At 49.7% G+C, this 26,039-nt stretch carries 24 protein-coding genes and 1 pseudogene; 18 read left to right on the forward strand and 7 right to left on the reverse strand.

Annotated features, from left to right (window positions below; genetic code table 11):
* Positions 1-60 precede the first annotated feature (60 nt).
* Positions 61-960 carry a TniB family NTP-binding protein gene (locus M0413_RS21225; RefSeq protein WP_011899345.1) on the reverse strand — a complete coding sequence of 300 codons (900 nt, stop codon included), beginning with the start codon at positions 958-960 and terminating at the stop codon, positions 61-63.
* 2 nt (positions 961-962) lie between these two features.
* On the reverse strand, positions 963-2,642 hold the full coding sequence (locus M0413_RS21230; RefSeq protein WP_000179844.1) for a TnsB C-terminal domain-containing protein: 1,680 nt from the start codon (positions 2,640-2,642) through the stop codon (positions 963-965).
* 268 nt (positions 2,643-2,910) lie between these two features.
* Here M0413_RS21230 and vapB point away from each other — a divergent pair, with 268 nt between their 5' ends.
* From vapB to M0413_RS21260, 5 genes are all read left to right on the forward strand, one after another.
* Entirely contained in the window at positions 2,911-3,138 is a 228-nt protein-coding gene (vapB, locus tag M0413_RS21240) for a type II toxin-antitoxin system VapB family antitoxin (RefSeq protein WP_249555561.1), read from the forward strand.
* On the forward strand, positions 3,135-3,551 hold the full coding sequence (locus M0413_RS21245; RefSeq protein ID WP_249555562.1) for a PIN domain-containing protein: 417 nt from the start codon (positions 3,135-3,137) through the stop codon (positions 3,549-3,551). The genes vapB and M0413_RS21245 overlap by 4 nt, the downstream gene beginning before the upstream one ends.
* 96 nt (positions 3,552-3,647) lie before the next feature.
* The gene (locus tag M0413_RS21250) at positions 3,648-4,343 is read left to right on the forward strand and encodes a hypothetical protein (RefSeq protein ID WP_249555564.1); all 696 of its coding nucleotides are present in this window, start codon (positions 3,648-3,650) and stop codon (positions 4,341-4,343) included.
* A gap of 228 nt (positions 4,344-4,571) precedes the next feature.
* A complete protein-coding gene (locus M0413_RS21255) occupies positions 4,572-4,907 on the forward strand; it encodes a hypothetical protein (protein ID WP_349628503.1) in 336 nt (111 codons plus the stop codon).
* A gap of 99 nt (positions 4,908-5,006) precedes the next feature.
* Complete coding sequence (locus tag M0413_RS21260; RefSeq protein ID WP_249555566.1) at positions 5,007-5,786, forward strand: hypothetical protein; 780 nt, start codon at positions 5,007-5,009, stop codon at positions 5,784-5,786.
* Between the two features lie 11 nt (positions 5,787-5,797).
* Here the strand turns inward: M0413_RS21260 and M0413_RS21265 are convergent, their stop codons facing one another.
* The gene (locus M0413_RS21265; RefSeq protein WP_249555568.1) at positions 5,798-6,400 is read right to left on the reverse strand and encodes a hypothetical protein; all 603 of its coding nucleotides are present in this window, start codon (positions 6,398-6,400) and stop codon (positions 5,798-5,800) included.
* Between the two features lie 745 nt (positions 6,401-7,145).
* Here M0413_RS21265 and M0413_RS21270 point away from each other — a divergent pair.
* The 6 genes from M0413_RS21270 (at position 7,146) to M0413_RS21295 (ending at position 13,993) form a co-directional block, all read left to right on the forward strand.
* The gene (locus tag M0413_RS21270; RefSeq protein ID WP_140907147.1) at positions 7,146-8,156 is read left to right on the forward strand and encodes a tyrosine-type recombinase/integrase; all 1,011 of its coding nucleotides are present in this window, start codon (positions 7,146-7,148) and stop codon (positions 8,154-8,156) included.
* Positions 8,157-8,160: 4 nt separating this feature from the next.
* On the forward strand, positions 8,161-9,030 hold the full coding sequence (locus M0413_RS21275) for a 3'-5' exonuclease (RefSeq protein WP_140907146.1): 870 nt from the start codon (positions 8,161-8,163) through the stop codon (positions 9,028-9,030).
* Positions 9,027-9,518 (forward strand): hypothetical protein, encoded by a 492-nt coding sequence (locus M0413_RS21280; protein WP_140907145.1) that lies wholly within the window; start codon positions 9,027-9,029, stop codon positions 9,516-9,518. Before M0413_RS21275 ends, M0413_RS21280 begins: the two co-directional genes overlap by 4 nt.
* 191 nt (positions 9,519-9,709) lie before the next feature.
* A complete protein-coding gene (locus tag M0413_RS21285) occupies positions 9,710-9,961 on the forward strand; it encodes a hypothetical protein (protein WP_140907144.1) in 252 nt (83 codons plus the stop codon).
* A 686-nt stretch (positions 9,962-10,647) separates the two neighbouring features.
* Complete coding sequence (gene bla, locus M0413_RS21290) at positions 10,648-11,511, forward strand: class A beta-lactamase (protein WP_025441399.1); 864 nt, start codon at positions 10,648-10,650, stop codon at positions 11,509-11,511.
* A 385-nt stretch (positions 11,512-11,896) separates the two neighbouring features.
* On the forward strand, positions 11,897-13,993 hold the full coding sequence (locus M0413_RS21295; protein ID WP_249555570.1) for a hypothetical protein: 2,097 nt from the start codon (positions 11,897-11,899) through the stop codon (positions 13,991-13,993).
* Between the two features lie 37 nt (positions 13,994-14,030).
* Here the strand turns inward: M0413_RS21295 and M0413_RS21300 are convergent, their stop codons facing one another.
* On the reverse strand, positions 14,031-15,086 hold the full coding sequence (locus M0413_RS21300) for a DNA-binding protein (RefSeq protein ID WP_011711680.1): 1,056 nt from the start codon (positions 15,084-15,086) through the stop codon (positions 14,031-14,033).
* Positions 15,087-15,291: 205 nt separating this feature from the next.
* Here M0413_RS21300 and M0413_RS21305 point away from each other — a divergent pair, with 205 nt between their 5' ends.
* The 5 genes from M0413_RS21305 (at position 15,292) to M0413_RS21325 (ending at position 22,746) form a co-directional block, all read left to right on the forward strand.
* On the forward strand, positions 15,292-16,299 hold the full coding sequence (locus M0413_RS21305) for a site-specific integrase (RefSeq protein ID WP_011711679.1): 1,008 nt from the start codon (positions 15,292-15,294) through the stop codon (positions 16,297-16,299).
* 157 nt (positions 16,300-16,456) lie between these two features.
* Positions 16,457-17,395 (forward strand): chromate resistance protein ChrB domain-containing protein, encoded by a 939-nt coding sequence (locus tag M0413_RS21310; protein WP_011711678.1) that lies wholly within the window; start codon positions 16,457-16,459, stop codon positions 17,393-17,395.
* On the forward strand, positions 17,388-18,755 hold the full coding sequence (chrA, locus tag M0413_RS21315; RefSeq protein ID WP_007645338.1) for a chromate efflux transporter: 1,368 nt from the start codon (positions 17,388-17,390) through the stop codon (positions 18,753-18,755). The genes M0413_RS21310 and chrA overlap by 8 nt, the downstream gene beginning before the upstream one ends.
* A gap of 53 nt (positions 18,756-18,808) precedes the next feature.
* Entirely contained in the window at positions 18,809-19,558 is a 750-nt protein-coding gene (locus tag M0413_RS21320) for a superoxide dismutase (RefSeq protein WP_007645336.1), read from the forward strand.
* Between the two features lie 200 nt (positions 19,559-19,758).
* Positions 19,759-22,746 (forward strand): Tn3 family transposase, encoded by a 2,988-nt coding sequence (locus M0413_RS21325; RefSeq protein WP_011711676.1) that lies wholly within the window; start codon positions 19,759-19,761, stop codon positions 22,744-22,746.
* 56 nt (positions 22,747-22,802) lie between these two features.
* On the opposite strand, the pseudogene M0413_RS21330 reads toward M0413_RS21325, so the two are convergent.
* Positions 22,803-23,153 (reverse strand): annotated as a pseudogene (locus tag M0413_RS21330) (IS6-like element IS26 family transposase); the annotation flags it as partial.
* A 136-nt stretch (positions 23,154-23,289) separates the two neighbouring features.
* Between M0413_RS21330 and aadB the strand changes: the two are divergent.
* The gene (gene aadB, locus M0413_RS21335; protein ID WP_032490446.1) at positions 23,290-23,823 is read left to right on the forward strand and encodes an aminoglycoside nucleotidyltransferase ANT(2'')-Ia; all 534 of its coding nucleotides are present in this window, start codon (positions 23,290-23,292) and stop codon (positions 23,821-23,823) included.
* Between the two features lie 98 nt (positions 23,824-23,921).
* Positions 23,922-24,737, forward strand: coding sequence for an aminoglycoside O-phosphotransferase APH(3')-Ia (gene aph(3')-Ia / locus M0413_RS21340; RefSeq protein ID WP_000018326.1), 816 nt, complete (start codon positions 23,922-23,924; stop codon positions 24,735-24,737).
* A gap of 153 nt (positions 24,738-24,890) precedes the next feature.
* On the opposite strand, the gene M0413_RS21345 is transcribed toward aph(3')-Ia, so the two are convergent.
* Together M0413_RS21345 and M0413_RS21350 are read right to left on the reverse strand one after the other, a co-directional pair.
* Positions 24,891-25,070 (reverse strand): hypothetical protein, encoded by a 180-nt coding sequence (locus tag M0413_RS21345; RefSeq protein ID WP_000902128.1) that lies wholly within the window; start codon positions 25,068-25,070, stop codon positions 24,891-24,893.
* 91 nt (positions 25,071-25,161) lie between these two features.
* Positions 25,162-25,866, reverse strand: coding sequence for an IS6-like element IS26 family transposase (locus M0413_RS21350; protein WP_001067856.1), 705 nt, complete (start codon positions 25,864-25,866; stop codon positions 25,162-25,164).
* Positions 25,867-26,039: the final 173 nt, after the last annotated feature.

The raw sequence follows: 26,039 nt of genomic DNA on the forward strand, positions 1-26,039 counted from the left end.
CTAACGTCCGTTCGGGCATCGAGGTCCATGTCGGGGTGGGACGGGCCCGTGGCTTCAAGATCACTTGCAGTCCGACCGCGATGTCTTGGTTGCGCGAGAGGTTGTCGATATGCTGAGTGTGCGATGGTTGATCGCTTCCTCGCCGCTCTCCACGGCGACGATGGCCGCCGCCATCAGCAAGTGCGCCAGTTCCCCTATGGTGCCCTCGCTGCGTGTGAGCAGGTAGCGAGCCATGTCCAGCGTGGCAATTGGGGAAGGCCGGCGCAGCGGGAGCGAAGCGGCGAAGCTGGCCAGCAGTGAGCAGCAATCGTCGTTGGCCTCCCATACCGGCAGCATCATCGGCTCGAAGCGATTTTCCAACTGGTCATCGGAGCGGATGGCTAGGTAGGCGTCGCGCGTGCCTACCCCAACCAACGGGATGCGCAGTTCGTTGCCGAGGAAGCGCAGCAGGTTGAGGAATTCCCGGCGGTTGACGCTGTTGCCGGCCAGCACGTTGTGCAGCTCGTCGATCACCAGCATGCGCACGCCGACCTTGCGCAGCAGTGCCAGAGCCAGTTGCTCCATTTCCGGCAACCGTGGGCGTGGGCGCAGCGGCGCGCCCATCGCGGCGAGCAGCGCGACGTAGAAGCGGATCACGGACGGCTCGGACGGCATCTGCACGACCAACACCGGGATGTGCTCCTGGTCGGCGTCGGAGCTGGCCGGGTGGGTGCGGCGGAACTTCTCGACGATCATCGACTTGCCATTGTTGGTCGGGCCAACCAGCAGCAGGTTGGGCATGCGTTGCTTGTTTGGCCACGCATAAAGGGCTTCCAGCCGGTTCAGCGCCTCGACTGCGCGCGGATAGCCGATCCAGCGGTCGGCGCGAAGGCGCTGGATGCGCTCGTCCGCCGGAAGACGGGCCAAGCCCTGGGCCGCCGGCAGCAGGTGGGACAGGTCGATGATGGGATATTCGTCCACGGCTACCACTCCTCAATCTGGTCGAACGGTTTGGCGGGTGGCAAGTTGTCTGCCTGCGGGTCGGCAATATCCGTATCCGGCGGAACGGGCTTGTCCGGCCGAGCTGATGTCTTGAGGTGCTGGCGGCGATCCGCGTCACGCCGCGCCTTGCGTGTGGCCTTCTGCGCGCTGGTCACAATCTCACGCATCTGGCCGATCATGCGGAACAGCGCCGACTCATCCACCTGTTCGCGCCCTTGCTGCCGCAGTTTCGCCAGCGCCTGCCGTTGTTCCCAGAGGGTGACAGCCGGATGCGACAAGGTACGGTAGGGAATTTCCAGGTAATGCTGTCCCTCCGGTTCCAGGACCCAGATACGGCTGATGTCGCGCGGATCGCGCCGGATCAGAAAGGACGGCCAGCGTTCACGCCGCGCAATCCACGGCTTGAGCGCATCGGCGTAGTAGTGGATGTGGTCGATGACAAAGCCGGTGCGGGTCAGCGTGCGCCGGAGGATCGGCAGAAAATCGACCAGGAACGAAGTAGCGCGTGTGACGACGGCCGGTACGCCGACACGCGCCACGGCCTCGGCCCAGCGCGCGGCCGGCGGTTGGAGCAGGCCGTTGTGCACCGAACCGTGGTAGGTGCCGACCGCCAATGTGAGCCAGCGCTCTAGCTCGCGCAGCGTCAGGGCGGCCTTGTTTTCGGAATCGTAGTCGCCGCGCTGGTCAGGGTTGGAGAAGGTCGTTCCCGGCAGTTCGTCGTGAATCATCTGCATCGCCGTGCCGATGATCCGTTCCACGATGCCGCCATAGTGCGGCTGTCCCAGCGGGCGATAGTCCAGCCGGATGCCATGCTGCTCGCAACCCCGGCGCAGGGCCTCGCTCTTGAACTCGGCCGCGTTGTCTAGGTAGAGCAGCAAGGGCTTGCCGCTCATCTGCCAATCCATTTCCACGTTCAGTCCTTCCAGCCAAGGGCGCTTGTCGCAGGCGACATGCACGAGGCACAGGCCAACCGAAACGGCAGACGGCGCTTCCAGCGTGACGACCATGCCGAGCACGCAGCGGGTGAACACGTCGATGGCGAGGGTCAGGTACGGGCGGCCAATAGGTTGCCGGTCGCGGTCATCGACCACGATCAGGTCGATGACCGTATGGTCTATCTGCACCTGCTCCAGCGGCGCGGTCACGGCAGGAGGCTCGCCGCCCACACCTTGTAGGTCACGAGCGGCATCCTGGCCTTCCCGCCGGCGGATGACCTTGCGCGGGTCAAGGCTAGCGATCCGTAAGGCCACGGTATTGCGCGCCGGCACTCGCAGTTTTTGAGCCTTGCACACCTGAGTGACTTCGCGGTGAAAGGCCGCTAGGCTGCGCTTCTGCTTGGTCAGGAACCGCTTTTGCAGTAGCTCGTGGATGACGCGCTCGACCGGTTCCGGCAAGCGCCCCTTACCTTTACCTCCACCGGACTGGCCGGGCACCAGATCCGTCACGAGGCCGCTGCCTTGCCGGGCACGCCGGATCAGAACGTATACCTGGCGCCGAGACAAGCCCAGCGCCTGAGCCGCCATATCGGCCGCTTCGTGCCCGACCGTCTCCGACTGCGCCAACGGACTGATGATCTCCGCACGACGGCGCGCACGCTCCCAAGCCTCATCAGGCAGAGTGGCCACGCCTTGTTCTGGAATCCGTGGGGTGTCCGTCGCCATGCTCACCTCGCTTTGGTGCACACGAGTATTGAGCATAGTCGAGATTGGTGCAGATCACTTCTGATATTGAACTGTCAGGAGCTGGCTGCACAACAGCCATTACGCCCAATCAACTGGTGCAGTCGTCTTCTGAAAATGACAGTTACATGGAGCTTGGGTTGGTTCATTAATACGTTCATTTGATTGGACAGTAAAAGTATATGCTTGACATATACTGCCTGCATCCTAAAATAGCATATACATAACATATGCACATTTGAGGTGTTCCATGAAAACAGCATCTTTATTTAAAAACGGCAGTAACCAAGCCGTTAGATTACCAAGAGGCTTTGAATTTGAAGGAGTGTCCGAAGTGGAAGTCACCCGCGAGGGGGATGCCGTGATTTTAAGACCTGCCCGTAAAACATGGACCAGCTTTGCACAAGTTGAAAAAGCCGATACAGATTTTTTGCTTGAGCGTACCGAGGTGATCGAAGAAGGGCGAGTCGTTCTATGAAGAAAACCTACATGCTCGATACCAATATCTGTTCTTTCATCATGCGGGAACAACAAGAAACTCTGCTAAAAGTGTTGCAAGGCCATGTCGAGAACAAGGACCGTTTGGTCATTTCTGCGATCACTTACTCGGAACTTAGATTTGGTGCTATTGGTAAAAAAGCATCACCACGGCATACCGTAATCGTTGACCAATTTATGGAACGGATTGATGGCGTCCTGCCCTGGGATCGAGCTTCTGTTGATGCAACAACCATTATAAAACAACATCTGGCAGCTCAGGGCACACCGATAGGGCCAAACGATGCGGCGATAGCTGGAAATGCCATCGCCGCCGGTTGTGTGTTGGTCACTAACAACGTCAGGGAGTTTGAACGAGTACCAGATCTGCAAATCGAAGATTGGACACAGTAGTTTGTGTCTGGAATTAGGCGAGTTCGCAATTTTAGCGCGATTTTAGCAGGCTACAGTAACATGCGTAGGAAAGCCTAGTTAGCCAAAAGGTAGACAATGAAAAATATATTAAAGCTCGGGGTACTGGTTACTTTTCTGACTGGTAGTTTGGCCGCTTGGTACGAACACCAGGTGATAATGCTTTCGTTCCTGAAATATGGGGACTACAACGAAATTGCGCCCGGTTTCTATTTGCATGGAAGTACTTATAGTGAGCAGAACAAAGACTTTCTGAAGATCAAGCAAGAAGCAGAGCAGAGAGTGTTAATGCACTTTGGCGCGTTAATTTCAAATGCCGTTATCTTAGTTTCAAACGATCAGAGTTTAGTGGATATCGGTTTCAACTCAACGGCGATGAGTCGCAGCACACCTTGGACGCAATACATATTTATTGGTCCTCATGGGCAAAACGTTGATGTGTTTGCGCATGAGTTAATGCATGCTGAAATGGGCGTACGCGTTGGCTATCTGGCAGACAGGCACAAGTTACCCATCTGGTTTAAGGAAGGTTTTGCGCTACAGGTTGATAAGCGAGCCCCCTTTATTGAAAAACTTAACGTGAGTCAGCAAGAAATCGATGCTGTACGACAGTTTTATACAAGAAGCAAATTTCGAAACGATCCAGCAGAAATAATACGCAACTATCAGTTGTCAAAATTGGCAGTTGCTCAACTCAATCTTGACAATATGGATGAAAAACTTCTTGCTATTAAGCAAGGTAACTCATTCGAGACGGTATTCCTAAACGATTAAACGTAAATGAGATGAACTATTGCGGGCCCCCTAAAAGTTTTATTGGCAAGCAATGTAATCCCCGTACCTGATAAATCAAGCCCGATTGAATCTAGGCAGATCTCATTGGCAGGGAATGTGAGCCGAGTCTTCGGGTTATTCTCATTTAATGTGAGCCAAACGAATCGGATGTAATCAAGCTAGCAGGATTATGTTTGCGAGCTACTACACATACTTGCGATGAACACCATGTCACCTATCACTGCAAAGTACACCATCCAGTACAAGCAAGCGGTTGAGCAGAAATGCAATACAGCCCTGAGCGTTGATCAGCTCAACTCAAAGGCATTCACCAATGTTGTCCAGGCAATGGTGAGTAGTGAGACCGTCGATAGAATGGGGCTTGATGCTGCTGGTGGATCACTCCAGGATACCCTGTCTGTGATTGGCAAGAACGTCACATGCAGTGACCTGAACGCGCCATTTAAAGCACTTTTGAATGATAAAGACTTCACCAGAAAGCATCAGCACCTCTCTAAGGTTCTTCATACCTGGAATGAGGCGGTCTACATGAGCAAGCCCTAATTTTCCAATTTGGGCAGTTAGAGGTGCCTTTCACCTAATGCACTTCTGGTAAGAATAATGGTGGCTCACATGAGCCGCTTTTCTTATTAGGAGTTCGTAATGAAAAAATATCTAATACTTATCCCTCTTGCCGCAATGACAGCACTCTCAGGTTGTAAGGCTCTTACAGGGAAGAGGGAAATTCATACCGCACAAATCCAGACAAAAGGTTTAATGGCGACGCTACGCATTTCTAATGACGATGGTGTTAGTATAGAGAATAGGAAATTGACTCTTCTGAGGCACAATCAATATTTCGAGCTTAACCCTGCCGGAACAAATAAAATTATGCAGGGTTCAAAATTTAATTTCACGGATCAGGACACTCTTCAGTTTGAACTTGGCTTTTATCTTGACACGGGTCAGAGTATCTTAGGTTGGGCAAGTTACAAGATTAATTACAGTGTGACATGTGAAAGGAAAGATCTGTTTGATGAATGCTACATCAAAACATTGAATCCCATTTATCAAGAAGATACAGGGGATAGTACAACCATTAAATACTTGAATGAAATCCAAGCTGACGAAGGTACTGCCTTAAACAAGGTTATGCCTGAAAATCTTACAACAACGTATGAAGTACCAACGGCTCACGGCATTAGAACAATAAAGAACAGACTGTTAAGCCAAAAGATACATTTCACCACAAACAAAGAAGGAGATATAAAATTCAGCCTTCCTGGCAACAATATGCAAGTTTCTGTTGTCATGAACTTGAATAGTGCTTCTCTGCTCGAATCATCAATCGAGATGTGGCCGACTAAAAAAGGGCCCGGTCTTTATGACTATCACGCTGAAAAAGCTAAGGTTAAAAAGATAATCGACAGCGTTGCTAAATAATGAAAAGGAGCCTAGTTGGCTCCTTTTTTAATAGGGATTATGTTACGTTCGTGGACGTTATTTTCACTCGGGATATGTAACCTTAAAAAAGGCGTACCGACAAGAGAATGATCACACAGCTCTCCATAATAGATAAGCGACAAAATCTCTTGCTCGTTGATTTTTCCCACCTTAAAAAGGTAATTGATTATTGCGGTATCCAGTAGGTCGTGACACCCATTAAGCAGGTCCACGATATTGGCCGCAGCTTCATTTTCCTCTCCGTCATCTCGACCAGCTAATACGGATTCAACCCAAGCCTCAAGGCTAGGGTGTCCCTCAGCGAGTTGTATTTGACGGCACTCGTTCTCGATCAACCCTGTGATTGCTTCGTTGAGCGTTCCGCCATAAGTCGGCATGTTGAGAACGACTCCAAATCCAGGGATTTCTTTTTGGATTGGCTTCGCATCCTTGGGGGCTGATTTCAGCCACAGGAAAAACCAGATCCCAGAGCTTATGTCTTCCGGCTTGACTTGGTTGGCCGCAAGGAACTTGGAAACTTCGTTATAGATTACGCCGCCTGGCGCGGCCATCTCGTAAATACCGGCCATCAGATCGTCAAGGCTCTTATACATATTATTTCTCGCACCTGCACATGATGTGTTCACTATCGTTGTTAAGCGTTTTTTCAGCAAGTATGTTCCAGCGAGACATCTTATACCATTCCATCTAAATCTGTAAAATTATCGTATTACCGTAATTATGATAATTACGGTAAATAAATTTAAATTACCCTGTTGTTGTTCTACTTATTAAAATGTATCTTTGAAAAAGTAGTGTTTTTAAAGTAAGATTGGTGGTGATTATCTGTCTAAGTAGAATAAAGTTTGCCAATATCAAATAAAGATTGCCCGAATCAACCTTTGTGTAAGATAAAATCTGCACAAGCAAACATAAAACCCATTATTTACAATGGGTTATGGTTGCACAACTCCTTATATTTAAACCAAAGAATCGACCGAGTAACAAGTAGAGCCAGATGTTAAACCAAAGAAAATTTGAAAAGGTATTGGCGAGAGTCATCAACAAGAACAGCAACCGATGTTCTGTGTGCAAAAAGACGTTTCCTGTGCCTTGCCACACATTTGGTGGGGTGGATGCAGACAGCAAGGTGCAGAACGTCGGTCAGTGCTGCCGAAGCAATATAGTGGACCTGAGGCATGGTGGCGTCTATACCACTGCTCCGGTCGGTACTGATGAAGGTGAGCGCCAGGCCCGTGAGCTTTTGGCTTCTCATCCTTGTGCTCGTCGTATGTAGGAGATACCTATGAAAAAAGTCATCTTCATCAGTCAGTCTGAGGCCGAAATTAGGAGGTAACTTTGCACGATACGAACAACGACAAAGAAGTTCTAATTCCACACGCAGAGTCCCTTGTTCCGTTAGAACAAAGCGTCCGCAGTGAGTTTCTGCCATCATCCAGTTCTCTCCAGAACATCCATGACAACCCTGCAATCGCCTACCTGTTGAGTCTTGGCTCAAAGCGAAGTAGGCAGACTATGGGCTCATTCCTCAATATAGTCGCCAAGATGATCGGGTTTCAGAACCTTCGTGATTGTGCATGGAGTTCAATGAGGAGGCACCACATTTTGGCCGTGCTGGAAATGCTAAGCGATTCAGGTAAAGCTCCGGCAACCATCAACACCTATCTCGCAGCGCTGAAAGGTGTAGCACTTGAAGCGTGGACGATGAAACAAATAGACACGGACAGTTTCCAGCACATTAAGCAAGTGCGCTCTGTGAAAGGGTCCAGGCTACCCAAGGGTAGAGCCCTTGAGCGCCATGAAATTCGCAGCCTATTTTTCACATGTGAAAGCGATCCAAGCTCCAAGGGGGTGCGTGACGCGGCCATTTTTGGGGTTCTTCTCGGATGCGGTTTACGTCGTTCTGAAATTGTCGCCTTGGACATTGTGGACATGATTTATAAAGACCGAGCACTCAAGGTGCTTGGCAAGGGCAACAAAGAGAGAATGGCTTATGTACCTGGCGGTGCATGGAAAAGACTTGAGAAGTGGGTTGAAGATGTTCGGGGAGAGCATGAAGGTCCTCTTTTCCCGAGGATAAGGCGATTTGATGATGTGACAGGAGAGAGGATGTCTGATCAAGCCATCTACCACATTCTGGAAACCAGAAGAGTCGAAACAGGTCTGGAAAAGTTCGCGCCTCACGATCTTCGGCGTACCTTCGCCTCCTCGATGCTGGATAACGGTGAGGACATTGTGACCGTGAAGGATGCTATGGGCCACTCAAGTATCGCCACTACTCAGAAATATGACCGACGCGGCGATGAGCGCTTGAAGAGAGCGAGTCAACGTCTCGATATAGCGGATTAACAGTATGGATGATGAAGAACTCGAACTTGCCAGAGTCGAAGCCATGAAAGCCGATAGGTGCTTTTCAAAAGGACGGCTCAGGGACGAATTTCGGATGAAACCCAAGCCGGGAGTAGAGCCAGTTTCGTTCTACAAAAACGGGTATGGCGGCCAATTTGGAGTGTACCGGATTGCAGATTGCCAACCAATGCGTAGAAGGGGCTGTTCACCGGCATCACAAAAGCAAATAAGGGCGCAATCCATCCTTTCGGTCAAGGCAAGAATGCGTAGTAACCTGGCAAAGGCCTCTGTCATGGCACAAAGGTGGGTCGCTCTGGAGCCTCTGGTACTCGATACTGAGACGACCGGGCTTGGTGAGAGAGACCAGGTGATAGAGTTGGCTGTCACAGACATCTGGGGCGATGTTCTACTAAACACCAGGTTGCGGCCAACCGTGAAAATTTCCCCTCATGCAATGGATGTTCATGGAATCAGCGAGGCGGATCTGACGAATGAGCCAATGTGGCCTCAAATTGCGCTAGATCTTGCCCAGCTTCTCTCTGGCCGACATGTAGTGATATTTAACTCCAGTTTCGATAGCAGGCTGTTGAGGCAGACTGCCGGTGCATTTGGAGATGATATGCCTTGGTGGGAAGATAAAAATTTGCTGTGTGCGATGACGCTGGCGTCTGATGCCTTTGGCTCAACCAACCGGCACGGCACTATCTCGCTTGCGGATGCAACCTACCAAGCAGGCGTGGTTTGGAAAGGTCGAGCCCATGCAGCAGCGACCGACGCTATTGCCACCGCCGATCTGGTGACAGAGATAGCAAAAATCCAACGTAATCTCGTGGTTCAACTCCAGGAGCTTCAAAGCAAAGGTAATTTGGAATGACAGAACAATCCTACGGTGAAAGCCTGAAATTTTTCTCAGACTGGCAGAAAGAGCCCGCGAAACGCACCGGCATTAATGTACAACACACGCTAACCAGAGGTGAGTATCCTACTCTCAGCATCGAGATTGCGCCGATCAGGGAATCGGGGGTCAGCCCAGACTGGAAAAGCAAGATCACTGTGCAGCTCACTCGTGGCGAGCTGACGGCGTTTTGCGGTGTTCTCTTTGGCTTGCGTAGCAAGGCTGAGGGTTCCTATCACGGTGACTCGAAGAATAAGAGCTTTGCGGTTTACAACAACGGCAAAGCCGGTGTTGCAATCACCCTAAGCGAGCGAGGCAACCAGCTCCAGAATTTCATCAATGATGATGACCGATTGGAACTCGCAGTTTTCGCTGTTCGCCAGCTATCCAACGCATGGAAAGTTAGCCCTTCTGATGCTATAGCGTTATTGCGTCAATCAGCATGGATGGACCGCAATCTGTCCTAATAGCACTATCAGGCGTCTGCAAAGTTGTGAAGTTAATTCTTGAAACCATTGGATTCCGTGACGCTTAAGTTCTGTTTTAAGCAACACGGAAACAATTATAGAAACAAGAATGCTATAAATATCCTCGTTTTTTGCTCTCCTCTATACGCATGTATATATTGCTCAACACTATAATTCGTGTGGAGTTTCGTATGGCAGTACCATTCATTATTTTAAACACTGAGCAAAAACGTTCAGAGCGATTGCGAAATGCAATATTGGGAAATTTTTCAGGGGAAACACCAAGATTATTAGTTACTCAAGACATAACTAAACAGTGGATACATTTGAGTAATAGCGGATTTTTTCCTTTAGATATATTGGCTCTAGCAAACAATGACTTAGAGCAAGTTCCATTACTCAAATTTGAAAGATTAATGCGCGCACTAAATAGCTATCTCTAAGCTGGCACACTGCCAGCTCCACCTTATTTTTGTTGATGACACAGCAAAGAGCGGTGGCGATTACCCACCGAATTATGCCAGGAATCGACAGCAGGATCGAAATTTTAGATTTTTATTTTTTTACTGCTATTATTACTGATTATTTATACAGTGGTTTAATGCTATGAAACTCATCACATGCAATGCGAGTGCAGGAATTTCGGGTTTTCCAAGCCCAGCGCTTTTCCCATATTGCTCTTTTTTGTCAATGTTCTGAAATCTATTAATAAATAACGAAAAAATAATAAGATAGTAAGATAAATCTCGTTCATACCTACTTTTACGGCGTTGACAACTATCACTCGGTCGAGTTTTTTCACTGATCCCCGCTGGGATCCCCTAATTGGTTGCCTTAGCGCTCATCCGAGCAAAGTTGAGTTAGGCTAGTTAACTAAATAATATAAATGGCCTTGTCCGACTCAGGCGAGACGGAACAACTTCGGTGGCCTCGATAAGCGCTGGCCCACTCCGAACCGTGAGAGTTTTTAAACAAACTGGTAAAGCAGACGCAATTCTCTTTCACTCGAAGCTGCTTTAAACCGCAGGTCGCGACCCATAACAGACGCTAATTCTTTAATCGATATTCGTTTTGATGTATCATCGCGAGCAGGAAACACCTTTCTTTATATCTAGGAAAAAACTATCGTATGTACTCCAAATTTGTTGTTTTTGTATCGCTGTTAAGCAGCTTAACCCTCAGCATTCCTGCCAACTCTTCTCCAGACCTGATAGTCAACAGCATCAAAGAGGTAGAGCAAAACCTGGGTGCTAAAGTAGGAGTCTCAATCTACAGCGTTTCTGATGGTTACCTTTGGCATTACAACGGCGATTCACGTTTTCCGTTGATGAGCACCTTTAAAACTCTTGCATGTGCGAAATTGCTCCACGATGTTGAAACGGCGAAGCTGTCGATTGATCGATCTGTGAAGATTGAGGAACAAGACCTTATTACTTGGTCGCCGATAACAGAAAAGCTTGTTGGAGAGAGCTTTTCCCTCAAGCAGGCTTGCACGGCTGCAATGGTTATGAGTGACAACACAGCGGCTAATATAGTACTGGACGGTATTAGTGGCCCATCTGAATTGACCTTGTTCATGAAAGAACTCGGTGATGAAGTAACGCGACTGGATCGTATAGAGCCTCATTTAAATGAAGCGCGAAGCGGGGATGAGCGTGATACAACAACACCTAACGCGATTGTAAAAAGCCTCGGGAAACTGCTTTATGGCGAGAAACTCTCAAGTGGCTCTAAAGAACAATTAATTGAATGGATGGCTGGCAACAAGGTGTCCGATAGCTTGTTGCGTTCAGTGCTACCAGAGGGGTGGTCAATTGCTGATAGGTCGGGTGCTGGTGGTTTTGGGTCTAGGGGAATCACCGCTGCGATTTGGTCAAATGAACAGCAGCCATTAATTGTTGCGATATATCTCACCCAGACTGAAGCTTCGTTTGACGAGAGAAATAAAGCTATTGCCAAAATAGGTAGAGAAATTTTCGCTTCTTATAACTAAGGCAACTTGGCGGGTACTAAGCACCTCAGCATCATAAGATGAGAGGTGTTCTTTCAATCTTCCTTTATAGCGGCAGCTAAATCGCAGCTAAAGACATCGATCAGGCCGCTCCGTATGTCCGCATTGTGCCGACTCCGGTATATGCGCAGGAAAATCATCTAACGTCCGGTTCCGGAAATTTCAGTTGGCTCTGTTAAAGCAACAGTGAGCGTATGCCCTCTCCCCCTTTAACGCTGCTCCTCAGAGACGGCTATACGGTAGTTATCTGCGGCCGTAGTTGAGCAGTGTGGTCATTTAGCAGTATCTCGCGCTATAAAAAACTGTATGTATATACAGTTTTTTATAGTAGGCTTATCTTGTAGAGCAAGGTGAGTGAGATCTCTTTATGAGTCGGGTTTCCCCAAAAAGTTTTCCCCAAGGTATCATTACGAAAGGCCACACAGATAAGAATTTCCAGTTTCTGGTTCTGTCCGGTAATGTTTTGCTTCTAATTCAATCTCACCTTGCTAATTTACCGCCGTCCCAGCGGCGGAGCGCTAATAGGGCTGTGTTCTACTTCGAATGTTTCCTGTGGCTAATCAACCATCCACCTATCACAAGCACTCTAGACCTTCGAACAAATGCTTTTCTGAGCATTCAGCGCCTTTTCTATGGCGCGCTTTACTCAAACTGTTTTCTGGCTGCTGAAGTAAAATACTCAGGCAGACAGAGACTTGTCCGGTATTTCTTTAAACTCCTCGCTGAGCTGTCTAAATCGTCTCCTATCAATATTTTTGTATATTCAGACCTTACAGATAGCCAGGTCCGAGAATGCATCGCTCAGTTTGAAGCTATTGGGATTGACCCTGTACGAGCAGCCAAGCTCATGGGGTGGCAAGTCGCAGACAGAAGCGCGAACTCATTTCGATTAAAGATGGGAGCCATCTTCGATGTTTTTGGGCCTGATTTTACGATGGAATTACACCAGGAGAGTAAGAAGCACGCCTTGGCTCATAGTCATTATAGTAACTACGCTAATGTGGTCTCTCGATTTGATGATTTTCTGCGCTGGTATGACGATGATCCGATAGACAGACCTTCCTTAAACGCTCACGTGCTCCAAGATCCAGTCTTTGTATATCAGCTTTTCTGGAGCTTTCAGCGCTGGCATTTCGAAGGGTACTCCGAGCGGAGCCAAACCCAACCGACGGAACGGGTGTTGGCAAACCTTCAGCGCCAATGGATCAGAATCATCTGTTGGGCAAAGTCTGTTCTGGTTAGCGGAGGGCTTATGTGTTCCCCGCTTGGCGATGTGTGGCCCGAAGGGAGCAAAAAGCTCACTCGATTCCTCCATGAAGTAGGCCACCATCGATACGCTGATGGTGAATCCCTTGTATCACAAAAGCTTTTGACCCAGATCCCACTGTCTGTCACAGATAAGGAGGCAACGGAGCTTCTATTCAGACAGATCGAAGACGACTTCAATAAAGTCGTTCGGTGGGCTCGACGGGAGATTGATCACATAGCTCATCGTTTGAACGTTATTGATCAGGCCTGCGATCAAGGGGATCTGATAACGCTAGGTTCTCGAATATCTGCTCGGGCTTATGGCCAGCCTGTGATGGGGATGAACAGCCTTATCAGAACTGTAAAAGAAACCCACAACGGATTTGCAATCATCGACCACGCTATGCGCGGCCACTTGGTAAGCGCAACAGGGAGTTCTTTTTCAACATCGGAGTTAGCGGCGAATCTGGCTATGCCGACGAAGTATGCGATTGCTCCCATCGCTCTCTGGCTAGTAGCGCAGCATCCCGTTCTGACCGAGGCATCTCTATTGAAATGCGAGTTATTCGACCGAAACGGTAAGCGAACCGGCTTTGTTAAGACCGACTCTGGATCTGTGCTTGTTGTGAAGAAAAACCGGAAAGGGAAGCAACAGGAGGTTGTACTGAGCGACGACGCAGCTTCGGTGGTCGAGCTGCTTATCCAGATCACGGCCCCGGTTAGGCGCTATCTCAAGGAGAAAAGGGATGATGCCTGGCGACGATTGTTCATCGTCGCGGGTGGTCAGGGCTTTCAGGAACCTTACACTTTCACAAACCAGACCAGCTTCGCCAAGATCCTCCGGCAGAAAGCCTTTATACAAGCTCATAGCGCCGAGTTAGGAGACATGGTCTCCGTATTGTCGCTGGCCCGGATAAGGGCTACCGCAGGTGTTCTCGTCTACCTCAAGTCGTTAAGCATAGAGAAAATGGCAGAGTCACTAGGCAACTCGAAACGAGTCGCCATGAACCATTATCTGCCGCCTACCATCATGCAGTTTTTCCAAGAGCGGTGGGTCAGGATTTTCCAAAACGCGGTGATTGTCCACGCTATGAAGGACTCTCCTTATCTGCTTGATGCAACGGACTTTAGCAGCATGAGTGAGTTGGATATGTTTCTAGAGGAGGTCCGGCCGGTAAAAGCGTTGGAATTAGCCACTTTGCAAATAAGACATTGATTCATTTAGCTTTTCTGACAAAGGCTGGATAAAATCCTTACCGAGATAGCGAATCCTGAAGCTGCTTAAACTGTCCCTGAATCACCGCTTTTTCCTGAAGAATCAACCTGTTCTCATCGGACAGAGCTTCCACTCTATTCTGAGAGACTATCAGATCCGTTTTAGTGGCCTCCAATGCTTGGGATAGTACGGCCACTTGCTTATCGGCATCTGCTTTCTGGCTGGTAAGTGCGGCAATATTATCCGCCAGTTGTTCACTTTTATGTTGCTGCTCCCGGCTTTTTGCCGAGGCGTCGTTAAGTCGATGCTCCAAGTTCTCGATATCGACCACTTGTCTATCCAAGGTGCTTTTGTTCATCGCATTGGCCTGTTCGAGCTCATGCGTTTGTCGTTGTAAGTGCGCATTAGTGTCTATCAGTTCGGACGCGCTTGACTCGGCTTGGATGAGCCGGTGTTGCAGGTCTTGAATCAGGTCTTTCAGGCCCTGGTTAACCACGTGGAATTGCTCGCGTTCCTGCTGCCGATCTTCGGCGGTGCGTTGCTGGTAGTGTTCAAAGTGATCACGAATATCCTTATTTTCCTGCTTGAGTTCTGCAACGCTTTCCTTTAATTCAGCAGTTCGTGAAAGGGCTTCGTCGCGTTGAGCCTCTGCCGTTGCTAGCTTAATGCGTACATCTTCCAGGGACTTGCTTTGCAGGGCTTTTGCTTCGGTAATTTGCGATAGCTGGGCGTTCAGATCCTGTTGGCGGTCGGTAAGCTGCGCGATGCTGTTACGGGCCTCAGTCAATTCTTTCCGGAGTTGATCATTCGATGCCTTGAATTCGTCGCGGGATTGCGCGATGCGCTGGTCGGCCATCTGCTGAACCCGTTCATGTAAGGCTTTTACTACCTCGACGAGATCATTCGGCAACCCGCTCACATCGACCACCTCCCCATTATCTGACCGCCAGCGCTTGAGTAGTGGTGCAATGGTGCTTTTGCTGCCGGTTCCCAAATGCTCGCGGACACGATCTACGGTAGGCTCCTGGTTCTGGATTTTGATAGCCTCTGCGGCTTTCGAGACATCGTAGTAAGTGATTCCGGCGCGAGCCATGACAGTTTCCCTCGGTGATTATTTAGTAACGTATTACATAGCACGTAATATAACATAATATATTGACTTTTATGCAGCCAATAAAAATTAAATAGTAACCTTCGATAATGAATGTTATCGTGGGTTATGAGTGAGAAATGAAAAATTGATGTTTGTAACACCAGTACATTGGTGCCTTCCAGCGACCCACAGAAAAGGGATAACCATGGATAACTACACACCCAAACTCACATCGGATTCGCCATTACGTAGTGAGCAATCAGTTTTGCCGTCGCTGGCAGAATCCGACTCACTGCGCCACTATCTGCAAGCGGCGACCTCCAATAACACGCGAACAGCCTACCGTTCAGCGATTCGGCAGTTCGAAAAATGGGGCGGGCGGTTGCCCACGGATCGGGATACCCTGGTGCGTTACCTGGTGGCCAAGGCCGATGTGCTGAATAGCCGGACTCTCGCCCTTCACCTCACGGCCGTTAGCCAATGGCACCACTACCAAGGGTTGACTGACCCGGTTCGTGATCCGCTGGTATGTAAAACCATGGAGGGCATTCGCCGCACCCATGGACAGCCCAAGCGCAAGGCCAAGGCGTTGCGCTTGGAGCACATCGCCCAACTAGTAAATTACTTGCGGCACTTACCGGACAACAAAAAGAAATACCGGGATATTGCCTTGGTACTCACCGGGTTCTTCGGCGCCTTGCGTCGCAGTGAGCTGGTTGCTCTTCAGGTCAATGATCTGGTTTGGGAGCCGGAGGGGCTGCTCATCCGGTTGCCGCGCTCCAAGACCGACCAGCAAGGCATGGGTTTAATGCGAGCTTTACCTTACGGAAAGGCCGCTTGTTGTCCGGCTACCGCCGTGAAAACTTGGTTAGATGCAGCGGGCATCACCAGCGGTCCGGTGTTTCGTCCCACCAACCGCTGGGATCACATTCAGGAAAAAGCGCTGGCTCCAGGTGCGGTCAATGCTTTGCTCAAAACGCTGGGGCAAGCCTGTGAGTTTGATTTTGTGCCTGAACTCAGTAGCCACAGTTTCCGTAGAGGGTTATCCACATCGGCAGCGCGTGAGCGAGTGGATTTTGAGTTGATCAAGAAACAAGGCGGCTGGAAGAGCGATGCCACCGTCTGGGAGTATATCGAGGAAGGCCAGCAGCTCAGCAATAATGCGTCAATTATCTTAATGGAGAAGATGGCAACCCTGATGGATGCTGAATGATTCGGTCAACATTCGGGGCAGAATCAATGTATCGGGCCAAACCCAAATACCAAAGCTGGTAATGTTACCGCCACGATCATGGATCATTCTGGCCGCTGTACACCATCGATAAAATATTGTAGACTTTCCTACCTTTGTGTAACTAAATCTACAATATATGAAATGGGTATTACTGATCTTATCCCTGCCCACCCAAAACGCGACAGTGCGTATGCGGGTATGGCGAACCCTCAAGTCCTCCGGTGCAGCAGTATTGCGTGACGGCGTTTATCTGCTTCCCCATCGACCAGAACATCAGCAATTGTTCGATGGCTTGCTGCAAGAAGTAGAGGCAAGTGAAGGCTCAGCCTATGTGCTCCTGGTCGATACCGAAGATGCTGGCCAATTCAGCGGCCTGTTTGATCGTCAGGATGATTACGCCCATCTTTTACACGAGCTGCCCCCAATAAAAGAATTGGCCAGTAGTTCCCTGCAAGAAGCAACCAGACAGCTGCGTAAACTGCGCAAAAACTTCACCGCTATCGCCGCAACGGATTTTTTCCCCGGTGAAGCGCAGGCACAAACCCAGCAGGCGCTGCAACAGCTTGAACTTCAGCTCAATCGCCAGTTATCGCCCAACGAACCCCATGAGCACACCGGTGAAATCCCACGGTTGGATATCAGCCTCTATCGCGGGCGGTTATGGGCAACCCGTCAACGTCCCTGGGTGGATCGCCTTGCCTGTGCCTGGCTAATCCGCCGTTTTATCGATCCGGAGGCTCGCTTTGTGTGGTTGCAAGCACCGAAGGATTGTCCCGCCGATGCGCTGGGCTTTGATTTTGACGGAGCCAGTTTCACTCACCTGAATGGCAAGGTCACTTTTGAGGTTCTGCTTGACAGTTTTAGGCTCGATCACCCCGGCTTAACGCGCTTGGGGGCCTTGGTGCATTTTCTGGACGTAGGGGGTATCCAGCCCAGTGAAGCCAGTGGGCTGGAGCAAATCCTGTGGGGATTGCGCAACAGTATTCATGACGACGATCAACTCATCGCCACGGCTAATGGTGTCTTCGATGCCTTACTGGCTGCTTTTACAAATAAGGAAACACACCATGAGTAACACCACCGAATTAATAGCTCACCAGCCGGTTGAAGCGCCTGCGCCGGTCAGTTTTTGGGAAGCCTTCCGTTTCTGGTTAAAGCTCGGGTTTGTCAGCTTTGGTGGCCCGGCAGGCCAAATAGCCATCATGCACCAGGAGCTGGTGGAGCGCCGGCGCTGGATCAGCGAAAAACGGTTTTTGCATGCGCTCAATTACTGCATGGTGTTGCCTGGTCCGGAGGCGCAACAACTTGCCACTTACATTGGCTGGTTAATGCATCGTACCTGGGGCGGTATAGTGGCGGGTGTGCTGTTTTTGTTGCCATCACTCTTCATTTTGATTGGACTCTCGTGGGTATATATCGCTTACGGCGACGTAAGTTGGGTAGCCGGTTTGTTCTACGGTATCAAACCGGCGGTGACTGCCATCGTCGTGCATGCCGCCCATCGCATTGGTTCACGCGCGTTGAAAAATAATGTGATGTGGGCGATTGCTGCCGCCGCGTTTGTGGCCATTTTTGCACTCAATATCCCATTCCCTTACATCGTGATTGCAGCGGCACTGATTGGTTATTTGGGTGGGCGGTTTCTACCTGACTACTTCAACAGCGGCGGTGGCCATGGCAAGGCTGATAAATCCTTCGGCACCGCGTTATTCGATGATCACACACCCACGCCCGCGCACGCCATGTTCCGCTGGTCGCGTTTCAGCATGATCTTGATCTCCGGTGCATTACTCTGGGCTGTTCCGCTGTTTGCACTTTGGAGTTATTTCGGTTGGGATCACACACTGACACAAATGGCCTGGTTCTTTACCAAAGCGGCACTACTCACTTTCGGTGGTGCCTATGCGGTATTGCCCTATGTTTATCAGGGTGCGGTCGGCCACTATGGTTGGCTCACGCCCACGCAAATGATCGATGGCCTCGCGCTCGGTGAAACCACACCAGGGCCGCTGATTATGGTGGTGGCCTTTGTCGGTTTTATTGGGGGATATGTACAAGCCGTATTTGGCACCGACATGGTATTTCTCGCGGGCGCAGTAGCCGCCACCATTGTCACCTGGTTTACCTTCTTGCCCTCGTTTATTTTTATTTTTGCGGGTGCCCCCTTTATTGAAACGACGCACAATGATTTGAAATTCACTGCGCCACTCACGGCCATCACGGCGGCGGTGGTAGGTGTGATCTTGAATCTCGCCCTGTTTTTCTGTTACCACATTTTGTGGCCAGAAGGCTTTGATGGGCGGTTTGAATGGATATCAGCGGTAATTGCTGTTGCAGCGGGTATCGCATTATTTCGTTACAAAATGAATGTGATGAAGGTGATTGGCATGTCGGCGCTTGTTGGGCTTGCGGTGTCGTTAATGGGGATTAATTAAGTCATCTTTCGATCTGCTCGAACTCATTGCTTACACTTAACGGAGGAAAACCAATGAATGATTTTAACCAAAACAAACGTGATTTCCTGGCTACCAGTGCGACCGCTGCCGCAGGGTTGCTTATTGCATCGGCATCAAATGTTAGCGCAGCTGAATCGTCGTCTCAGGCAGCACCTAAAGGAGCAAATTGGATGATCACCGAAATAAAACCAAAACCTTTATCCTTCAATGCCGCAAAATTAAAAGGCCTTTCTGCCAATTTGATCGAGTCGCATTGGACTAACAATTACAGCGGTTCGGTAAAAACATTGAATGCGGTGAATGATCAGTTGAGTCAGGCACTCGCAAACCCCGACACGCCAGCGTTTCTCTACAATGATCTCAAGCGGGAGCATTTGATTCGCACAGGCTCGGTCATTTTGCACGAATTATATTTTGATAACCTGGGCGGTAATGGCAAAGCCGATGGTGAATTACGCTCAGCTTTCGCCAAACAATTTGGTACTTTTGATCGCTGGGAAACCGAATTCCGCAAAATCGCTCAAGGCTTGGGCGGTGGTTCCGGGTGGGTTGTTCTGGGGTATAACACGCATTTCAATAAGCTGGAAAATTATTGGATGGGTGATCACGCACATTTCCCGGTAGGCACAGTTCCGTTGTTGGTCATGGATATGTATGAACATTCTTATCACATGGACTTTGGCGCGGCTGCCGGTAAATATATTGATGCTTTTTTCAATAATATTAATTGGGATGAGGTTGCTCATCGGCTCCAAGCCACTCACACGAAGACAACATCCTAAAAACGCTATTGGTATGCCTTCTCTTAGGGGGCATACCATTCGCTTCGGCGCAACCAATCAAGGACACGGACGTTATTGATCCGGCGCTGAGTGACGTGTGACTAAATTAAGAGAAAACCAAATGGCGACCAGAAACCTGCAACTAGCCCACCTGCGAAAACTGTCCCAACTGAAACTGCCATTAACAAAGTAGCGGATCGATGGCGGCCATTTACCAGACAGCCTATCCGCGGATCAAGTCAGATATCACGCATGTCGAGTTAGGGGATGTCTACACACCGACACCGGAAGAGCAGCAGTTTGCTGTGAAACATTGCAAACGGGCGAGCACTTCCTTTCTGGGATTACTAATCCAGTTAAAGACGACCCAACGATTAGGCAGATTTGTCACATTGGGTGAAATTCCAAACGTCATCATCGCACACATCAAAAGCCAGTGTCGTTCAAGAGCATCATTCAAGGATCTTCAAACCTATTACGTGTCAGGGGCAAAGGATCGTCATGTAAAACTGATTCGACGTTATCTCGATATAAAACCCTACGATGCAGCCAAGACCTCCGGATTAACAAAGAGTTGGGCGCAAGAGGCGGCAACAACTAAAGAAGCCCTGCCGGATATCATCAATGTCACGTTGGAATACTTGGTCAAGGAGCGATACGAGTTGCCAGCGTTCAGCGTGCTTGAGCGAATCTGCCAAACAGCCAGAGCGGAAGTCAACACCCGGTATTACGGTCAACTGTGTGAATTTTTGACGGCTGAAAGTCGCCAGTGCATCACGGATATTCTCCGTTCCAGCACCGGGCCGAATGGTTTTGGCTGGAGCACGCTGAAAAATGAACCGAAACGCCCAACTCCTCGCAATATCCATGCGTACATCCACTACCTGGAATGGCTGACCTCCCTGCAAACACTACTGCCTGCGGATTTGGGGTTGCCACCGGTGAAACACCAGCAGTTTATCGACGAGGCCAAGGCCCTGGATTACGCCGAATTGATGAAGCTAAAGCTGAACAAGCGACTCGCTCTGGTCATCGTTTTAATCCGACACCAATACGCACGAACTCTGGATAATGCCGCCGATATTTTTATCAAACTGCTGTTAAAAATGGATCGCTCGGCGCAGAAACTGTTGGAGAAATACCTTGCAGACCATCAAAAGCAAACTGATCATTTGATTTCTGTGCTGACTGGAACGGTCAAGGTTTATTTGGATAAACCCGAATCGGTGTCAGCTTTTGATCCTGTCCTAGGAAAGAACAGCGATCAGTTGCTGCAAATGTGTGAACACTACATGGCGTTCGCGGGTAACAACTACTTGCCGTTCATGGTTCAACTCTACAAAAAGCAGCGATCAACGTTGTTTCGCACGATTGAAATACTCAATCTGGCTTCGTCCACGGAAGACAAGGATCTGCTGAATGCATTTCAATTTATTTTGAAATACAAACAACGGCGCGCCGAGTTCCTGTCCATTCAAAGTGATCCAAACGATCCATCCTCCAAAAATGTCATCAACATTCGCTGGATTCGCGAAAGCTGGTGGAAACTGGTCACAGGAAAATCGACTAAATCAGCGCAAGTCACCGAGGTCAATAAAACCTGTTTTGAGCTGTGTGTGTTTGAACGGATCGCCGAAGAACTGAGTACCGGTGACTTGTTCATTCCCTACAGTGAAACCTTCGATGATTACCGGGAGCAAATGATCACCTGGGAAGAATACGAGGCGCAGCTGCCTACCTATTGCGAGGAGGTAGGACTTATCGCCGGTGATACTGAATTTGCAAGAACACTGAAGGAGTCCATGGAGGCGAGCTGCCAGAAAGCTGATAGCCAATTTCCAGAGGATGAACTGGTCCGTATAGAAAACGGGAACCTGATTATCGGTAAACCAAAACCGGATCAACCTTCGCCAGAGGTCGAAGAAATTGGAGCGCTCTTGCGCGATCGCTTGGACAAGATCAACCTGCTCGATGTAATCATTAATGTCGAAAAATGGTTGAACTTGAACAAACATTTTGGCCCGTTGTCGGGTTTCGAGTCACGTATCAGCGACCCGGTGTTACGTTTTGTTCTGACGGTGTTTTGTTACGGCACCAATATTGGCCCTACCGAAACCGTGCGATCCGTGCAGGGTGTGTCGCGCAAGCAAGTTGCATGGCTTAACTTAAAGCGCACTACGGAAGCCCGTCTCGATAAAGCGATTGCTAAGATCAACAGCGAGTACAAGAAATACCGGCTCATTGAGTGTTGGGGTTCGGGCAACAGTGTGTCCGCTGATGGCAAGCTCTGGGATCTCTACGAAGATAATTTACTATCGGAATACCATATTCGTTACGGCAGCTATGGCGGCATTGCCTATTACCACGTCTCAGATACCTACATTGCGTTGTTCAGCCGGTTTATCCCCTGTGGTGTCTACGAGGCGATTTATATCCTGGACGGTCTGCTCAACGACGAATCAGATTTTAATCCAGACACCGTTCACGGGGATACGCAGGCGCAATCAACACCGGTATTTGGCCTGGCGTACCTACTGGGCATCAAGCTCATGCCGCGTATCCGAAATATCAAAGATCTCAGCTTCTACAAGCCTGACCGCGCTATGGTGCTTAAGCATATTCAGTCCTTGTTCAAAGAGCCTATCAAGTGGGACCTTATTGAAAAGCACTATGCGGATATGATGCGAACAGCTATGTCCGTTAAAGCAGGAAAAATTACCGCCTCGACAATCCTGCGCCGGTTCGGCACCAAGAACCGGAAAAACAAGCTGTATTTTGCGTTCCGCGAACTCGGGCGAGTGGTCAGAACTATGTTCCTTTTGGAATACATCACCGATGTTGATCTACGCAAAACGATCCAGGCAGCGACCTGTAAGAGTGAGGAGTTCAACGAGTTTGCACGTTGGTTGTTTTTTGCGAATGCCGGAAAAATTCCCGCTAACCTAAAGCATGAGCAAAGCAAAATCGTGAAATACAATCATTTGCTGGCGAACTTCACAATCCTATACAACGTGAACGCGATGACGGAAGTGTTTAACCAGTTGAAGTCGGAGGGCCACAATATCACCCGCGACCTCATGGCCGCATTCTCGCCGTACCATACCGAGCACTTGGGCAGATTGGGAAGCTTTGAGCTGGATTTGACCAAGCAGGTTAAACCAATGTCATTTGAGTTGCTGGTTGATTAAATCTTTATTATTCAGTTAGTTATACTCGAAGTGGCTAATTCCAACACTTTTACCGGCCGGACCTCAGCTTTGCTGTTACGACGGGAGGAGAGATAAAAATCGACAGTGCGGCCCCGGCTGTCGACGGCCCGGTACAGATACGCCCAGCGGCCATTGACCTTCACGTAGGTTTCATCCATGTGCCACGGGCAAAGATCGGAAGGGTTACGCCAGTACCAGCGCAGCCGTTTTTCCATTTCAGGCGCATAACGCTGAACCCAGCGGTAAATCGTGGAGTGATCGACATTCACTCCGCGTTCAGCCAGCATCTCCTGCAGCTCACGGTAACTGATGCCGTATTTGCAGTACCAGCGTACGGCCCACAGAATGATGTCACGCTGAAAATGCCGGCCTTTGAATGGGTTCATGTGCAGCTCCATCAGCAAAAGGGGATGATAAGTTTATCACCACCGACTATTTGCAACAGTGCCGATAAAAATATATCATCATGAACAATAAAACTGTCTGCTTACATAAACAGTAATACAAGGGGTGTTAGGCCGCATGGACACAACGCAGGTCGCATTGATACTCCAATTTCTAGCTGCGGCAGATGAGCGAAATCTGCCGCTCTGGATCGGTGGGGGCTGGGCGATCGATGCACGGCTAGGGCGTGTAACACGCAAGCACGATGATATTGATCTGACGTTTCCCGGCGAGAGGCGCGGCGAGCTCGAGGCAATAGTTGAAATGCTCGGCGGGCGCGTCACGGAGGAGTTGGACTATGGATTCTTAGCGGAGATCGGGGATGAGTTACTTGACTGCGAACCTGCTTGGTGGGCAGACGAAGCGTATGAAATCGCGGAGGCTCCGCAGGGCTCGTGCCCAGAGGCGGCTGAGGGTGTCATCGCCGGGCGGCCAGTCCGTTGTAACAGCTGGGAGGCGATCATCTGGGATTACTTTTACTATGCCGATGAAGTACCACCAGTCGACTGGCCTACAAAGCACATAGAGTCCTACAGGCTCGCATGCACCTCACTCGGGGCGGAAAAGGTTGAGGTCTTGCGTGCCGCTTTCAGGTCGCGATATGCGGCCTAACAATTCGTTCAAGCCGAGATCGCTTCGCGGCCGCGGAGTTGTTCGGTAAATTGTCACAACGCCGCGGCCGCAAAGCGCTCCGGCTTAACTCAGGTGTTATGAGCCATATTCAACGGGAAACGTCTTGCTCGAGGCCGCGATTAAATTCCAACCTGGATGCTGATTTATATGGGTATAGATGGGCTCGCGATAATGTCGGGCAATCAGGTGCGACAATCTATCGATTGTATGGGAAGCCCAATGCGCCAGAGTTGTTTCTGAAACATGGCAAAGGTAGCGTTGCCAATGATGTTACAGATGAGATGGTCAGACTAAACTGGCTGACGGCATTTATGCCTCTTCCGACCATCAAGCATTTTATCCGTACTCCTGATGATGCATGGTTACTCACCACTGCGATCCCCGGGAAAACAGCATTCCAGGTATTAGAAGAATATCCTGATTCAGGTGAAAATATTGTTGATGCGCTGGCAGTGTTCCTGCGCCGGTTGCATTCGATTCCTGTTTGTAATTGTCCTTTTAACAGCGATCGCGTATTTCGTCTCGCTCAGGCGCAATCACGAATGAATAACGGTTTGGTTGATGCTAGTGATTTTGATGACGAGCGTAATGGCTGGCCTGTTGAACAAGTCTGGAAAGAAATGCATAAGCTTTTGCCATTCTCACCGGATTCAGTCGTCACTCATGGTGATTTCTCACTTGATAACCTTATTTTTGACGAGGGGAAATTAATAGGTTGTATTGATGTTGGACGAGTCGGAATCGCAGACCGATACCAGGATCTTGCCATCCTATGGAACTGCCTCGGTGAGTTTTCTCCTTCATTACAGAAACGGCTTTTTCAAAAATATGGTATTGATAATCCTGATATGAATAAATTGCAGTTTCATTTGATGCTCGATGAGTTTTTCTGATAGTTAGTCTTTGTAGAGACACAAACCTGAAATTCCGGACACCGCGCTTCAGGACATCTCCCTGGACGCCGATATCTGGCAGTATCCGGACGGTACTATCGAACGCCGGGCCAACGGTACTACCCTGCCCTTTATGACTGACGACCGGCTATCTCACCCACGCACTTCTCCCTGAAATTTAGCATCGTCGCGGTTAATGTCGAAAATTTGCCACCTGACGTGGTTGGCATCGAGGGTGAAAACTGCCGTGGCGAGGGTGTTCTCCTCATCCGGATCGTCGGCAGCCAGCCGGTATTCACCGGCATCAATTTTCAGATTGATATCGTGCAGCACCTGGGTGGTGCCGAAATGTTTAGCGACCGCGCTAAATTCGGCACTGTTGCAAAGTTAGCGATGAGGCAGCCTTTTGTCTTATTCAAAGGCCTTACGTTTCAAAAACTCTGCTTACCAGGCGCATTTCGCCCAGGGGATCACCATAATAAAATGCTGAGGCCTGGCCTTTGCGTAGTGCACGCATCACCTCAATACCTTTGATGGTGGCGTAAGCCGTCTTCATGGATTTAAATCCCAGCGTGGCGCCGATTATCCGTTTCAGTTTGCCATGATCGCATTCAATCACGTTGTTCCGGTACTTAATCTGTCGGTGTTCAACGTCAGACGGGCACCGGCCTTCGCGTTTGAGCAGAGCAAGCGCGCGACCATAGGCGGGCGCTTTATCCGTGTTGATGAATCGCGGGATCTGCCACTTCTTCACGTTGTTGAGGATTTTACCCAGAAACCGGTATGCAGCTTTGCTGTTACGACGGGAGGAGAGATAAAAATCGACAGTGCGGCCCCGGCTGTCGACGGCCCGGTACAGATACGCCCAGCGGCCATTGACCTTCACGTAGGTTTCATCCATGTGCCACGGGCAAAGATCGGAAGGGTTACGCCAGTACCAGCGCAGCCGTTTTTCCATTTCAGGCGCATAACGCTGAACCCAGCGGTAAATCGTGGAGTGATCGACATTCACTCCGCGTTCAGCCAGCATCTCCTGCAGCTCACGGTAACTGATGCCGTATTTGCAGTACCAGCGTACGGCCCACAGAATGATGTCACGCTGAAAATGCCGGCCTTTGAATGGGTTCATGTGCAGCTCCATCAGCAAAAGGGGATGATAAGTTTATCACCACCGACTATTTGCAACAGTGCCATCGCGAGTGGGTCAGGGTGGGACGGCTTAAAAACCCTTGTTGCAATGGCAACCAGGCTGACCGCCACCATGGCCGACGATCCGCTCAATCATGTGCTCGACGGTTATCA

It is taken from the genome of Shewanella sp. 8A (assembly GCF_023475945.1).
GTDB classification, from domain to species: Bacteria; Pseudomonadota; Gammaproteobacteria; order Enterobacterales; family Shewanellaceae; genus Shewanella; species Shewanella xiamenensis.

Excerpts from the sequence above, each read along its gene's own strand:
- M0413_RS21230 (WP_000179844.1), bottom strand. The coding sequence starts at position 2,642 with ATGGCGACGGACACCCCACGGATTCCAGAACAAGGCGTGGCCACTCTG.
- vapB (WP_249555561.1), top strand. The coding sequence starts at position 2,911 with ATGAAAACAGCATCTTTATTTAAAAACGGCAGTAACCAAGCCGTTAGA.
- M0413_RS21245 (WP_249555562.1), top strand. The coding sequence starts at position 3,135 with ATGAAGAAAACCTACATGCTCGATACCAATATCTGTTCTTTCATCATG.
- M0413_RS21250 (WP_249555564.1), top strand. The coding sequence starts at position 3,648 with ATGAAAAATATATTAAAGCTCGGGGTACTGGTTACTTTTCTGACTGGT.
- M0413_RS21255 (WP_349628503.1), top strand. The coding sequence starts at position 4,572 with ATGTCACCTATCACTGCAAAGTACACCATCCAGTACAAGCAAGCGGTT.
- M0413_RS21260 (WP_249555566.1), top strand. The coding sequence starts at position 5,007 with ATGAAAAAATATCTAATACTTATCCCTCTTGCCGCAATGACAGCACTC.
- M0413_RS21265 (WP_249555568.1), bottom strand. The coding sequence starts at position 6,400 with ATGTATAAGAGCCTTGACGATCTGATGGCCGGTATTTACGAGATGGCC.
- M0413_RS21275 (WP_140907146.1), top strand. The coding sequence starts at position 8,161 with ATGGATGATGAAGAACTCGAACTTGCCAGAGTCGAAGCCATGAAAGCC.
- M0413_RS21280 (WP_140907145.1), top strand. The coding sequence starts at position 9,027 with ATGACAGAACAATCCTACGGTGAAAGCCTGAAATTTTTCTCAGACTGG.
- M0413_RS21285 (WP_140907144.1), top strand. The coding sequence starts at position 9,710 with ATGGCAGTACCATTCATTATTTTAAACACTGAGCAAAAACGTTCAGAG.
- bla (WP_025441399.1), top strand. The coding sequence starts at position 10,648 with ATGTACTCCAAATTTGTTGTTTTTGTATCGCTGTTAAGCAGCTTAACC.
- M0413_RS21295 (WP_249555570.1), top strand. The coding sequence starts at position 11,897 with ATGAGTCGGGTTTCCCCAAAAAGTTTTCCCCAAGGTATCATTACGAAA.
- M0413_RS21300 (WP_011711680.1), bottom strand. The coding sequence starts at position 15,086 with ATGGCTCGCGCCGGAATCACTTACTACGATGTCTCGAAAGCCGCAGAG.
- M0413_RS21305 (WP_011711679.1), top strand. The coding sequence starts at position 15,292 with ATGGATAACTACACACCCAAACTCACATCGGATTCGCCATTACGTAGT.
- M0413_RS21310 (WP_011711678.1), top strand. The coding sequence starts at position 16,457 with ATGAAATGGGTATTACTGATCTTATCCCTGCCCACCCAAAACGCGACA.
- chrA (WP_007645338.1), top strand. The coding sequence starts at position 17,388 with ATGAGTAACACCACCGAATTAATAGCTCACCAGCCGGTTGAAGCGCCT.
- M0413_RS21320 (WP_007645336.1), top strand. The coding sequence starts at position 18,809 with ATGAATGATTTTAACCAAAACAAACGTGATTTCCTGGCTACCAGTGCG.
- M0413_RS21325 (WP_011711676.1), top strand. The coding sequence starts at position 19,759 with ATGGCGGCCATTTACCAGACAGCCTATCCGCGGATCAAGTCAGATATC.
- aadB (WP_032490446.1), top strand. The coding sequence starts at position 23,290 with ATGGACACAACGCAGGTCGCATTGATACTCCAATTTCTAGCTGCGGCA.
- M0413_RS21350 (WP_001067856.1), bottom strand. The coding sequence starts at position 25,866 with ATGAACCCATTCAAAGGCCGGCATTTTCAGCGTGACATCATTCTGTGG.